This window comes from Microcoleus sp. OTE_8_concoct_300, assembly GCF_031383065.1.
GTDB lineage: Bacteria > Cyanobacteriota > Cyanobacteriia > Cyanobacteriales > Microcoleaceae > Microcoleus.
This window is the reverse complement of record NZ_JANMZH010000910.1, coordinates 1-2,450: the sequence shown is the minus strand read 5'-3', so window position 1 is coordinate 2,450 and position 2,450 is coordinate 1. Positions and strand designations below refer to the sequence as shown.

Below are 2,450 nucleotides of genomic sequence, written 5' to 3'. Positions count from 1 at the left end.
GTCAGGAACCTTAGCCTAAAGGCATAAGGCTTGAAAGAGAAATCTAGAAAGCCATCCTGACGGGCCTAAGTCCTTCGCGGACTACGTTTTTTGAGTCACGACACCGGGCGGATGCGTAGCTAGTCCCCTGCTCTGTCGCTGAGAGTTAAACAATCTTAAGGTCACTGAGATAGTGCTTTCAGCCTAACAAGCTCACTAAACATTGGCGAAGTACAGACGACCTGGCAGGTCGTCTCTTCTACTCCTTCATGAGAACGGGACAACCATATCCCAACGGAGGGGCAACCATACCCCTCCACCCCGGAAGGGGATTCAAATTAATGTAAAGCCGTCCTAAAAGGACGGGGTTTCAAACCCAATTTTCCGATGAACCAGACAATATCTGATAAAGTACGCTGGACTACCGCCGATTTAGAACTATTGCCCGATAACGGCGATCGCTATGAAATTATTGATGGGGAGCTATTTATGACTAGAGCACCGCATTGGGGGCATCAAGAAGCTTGTGGTAACCTCTACTTAGAGTTAAAAACTTGGTCGCGCTCGACTGGTTTGGGACGAGCCGCCATCAATCCGGGTCTTATTTTCACTGAGGGTGACAATGTTATTCCTGATGTAGTTTGGGCGAGCAATGAACGCTTGGCTATCTTGCTAGACGAAGCCGGCCATTTAACCGCCGCACCCGAGTTAATTGTTGAAGTATTGTCACCCGGTGCAGACAATCATAGACGCGATCGAGATTTGAAACTCCGACTCTATTCGGTACGAGGAGTGCAGGAATACTGGGTTGTGAATTGGCAATTGCAGCAAATAGAAGTTTATCGCAGGGAACAAGCAAGTTTAAGGCTCATTGCTACGCTGTTGAGCAATGATGAACTAACTTCGCCTTTGTTGCCCGGTTTTAGTTGTTCTGTAGCTCAGATTTTTGCCTAGATTATGAAATCATTATTTTACAATTTAATTGCTACTCTAGGAATCTTTACTATCTTTGGTAATATATCCCCTGCTGTCTCTGCTCAATCCTCAGCAATATTAATAGCTCAAACAACTATTGTTCAAAATCCGGCAGAAGACTTATTTAACAGCGGTTTAGCTAAGTCAGAAGCAGGGGACATTGAAGGTGCGATCGCCGATTACACCGAAGCCATCCGCCTCAACCCCAACTACGCCCAAGCCCACAACAAACTGGGCATAATTCGCGCCCGCAACCTCAAAGATTATCCAGCAGCAAAAGCAGATTTCGATCGCGCCATTGAAATTAACCCCAACTACGGCGACGCTTACTACAACCGCGCCAGAGTCCGCGAGTTCTTAGAAGACAAACCGGGGGCGATCGCCGATTATCATAAAGCAGCCGAACTCTATGAAAAAGACGGCAATACCAACGATTATCAAGATGCCATCAAGCATCTTCAAATGCTGCAAGAATAAATGGCTTTTGAAAACATAGTATAATATGCTTCGATCGGCGTTCCTCCGCGTCCATCTGCGGTTAAACATTCCAAATCCACCATTCAAAAAATGCCCGAAACTTCCACCGTCACCGTTACTGTACCCGCTACAACCGCCAATTTAGGCCCCGGCTTCGACTGCATCGGCGCCGCTTTAAGCCTCTACAACCGCTTCCAATTTTCCCGACTCGAACCCTCAGCAACCGAGAAACTAAAAATTACAGTTACAGGCCAAGAAGCCGCCAAAGTCAAGACAGATGACAGCAATCTCGCTTATCAAGCATTTATAAAGTTATACGGATACCTGAACCAATCCCCGCCGCCCGTAGCCATACATATAGATATGCAAGTGCCGCTGGCTAGAGGTTTAGGAAGTTCCGCCACAGCTATTATCGGTGGGTTAGTCGGTGCAAATGAATTAGCCGGAAAGCCTTTGAGTCAGGTGGAAGTGATGCAATTGGCGATCGAACTTGAAGGACATCCCGACAACGTTGTCCCCGCTTTACTCGGAGGATGTCGCCTCGCTGCTAGCAATGCACCCCCCCAACCCCCCCAAAGCTTGGGGGGGCAGGGGGGGGGTTCTTGGGAAATTTGCGATATTCCGTGGCATCCTGATATTGTGCCGGTGGTAGCGATTCCCGATTTTGAACTTTCTACAGCCGAAGCCCGCAAAGTTTTGCCAGCAGATTACAGTCGGGCTGACGCGATTTTTAATGCCGCACACCTCGGTTTGCTGGTGCGGGCTTTGGCTGCGGGTGATCGAGATTGGCTGCGCTGCGCCCTCCAGGACAAAATTCACCAACCTTACCGGCAATCTCTGATTCGGGGATATGAAGCGGTGCAACAAGCCGCCCTGAATGCAGGGGCCTATGGAATGGTAATTAGCGGTGCCGGGCCAACACTTTTAGCTTTAACTGATGTGACATCTGCCTCAGCGGTTGAGAAAGCGATGGCGGCTGCTTGGGGGGAATTTGAGGTGAAGGCTGATGTAAGGGCGAT

3 protein-coding genes are annotated in these 2,450 nt (G+C 48.9%); all 3 read left to right on the top strand.

The annotated features are described in order from the left end of the window. The first annotated feature begins 366 nt into the window (after nt 1–366). Nucleotides 367–933 (top strand): Uma2 family endonuclease, encoded by a 567-nt coding sequence (locus ACUVJL_RS39115; RefSeq protein WP_445250734.1) that lies wholly within the window; start codon nt 367–369, stop codon nt 931–933. Between the two features lie 3 nt (nt 934–936). Then, on the top strand, nt 937–1,431 hold the full coding sequence (locus ACUVJL_RS39110) for a tetratricopeptide repeat protein (protein ID WP_445250733.1): 495 nt from the start codon (nt 937–939) through the stop codon (nt 1,429–1,431). A 90-nt stretch (nt 1,432–1,521) separates the two neighbouring features. Next, nucleotides 1,522–2,450: homoserine kinase (thrB, locus tag ACUVJL_RS39105; protein WP_445250732.1), on the top strand; the 929-nt coding region annotated here is incomplete at its 3' end.

Coding starts and splice junctions, on each gene's coding strand:
- ACUVJL_RS39115 (WP_445250734.1), top strand. CDS start 367: ATGAACCAGACAATATCTGATAAAGTACGCTGGACTACCGCCGATTTA.
- ACUVJL_RS39110 (WP_445250733.1), top strand. CDS start 937: ATGAAATCATTATTTTACAATTTAATTGCTACTCTAGGAATCTTTACT.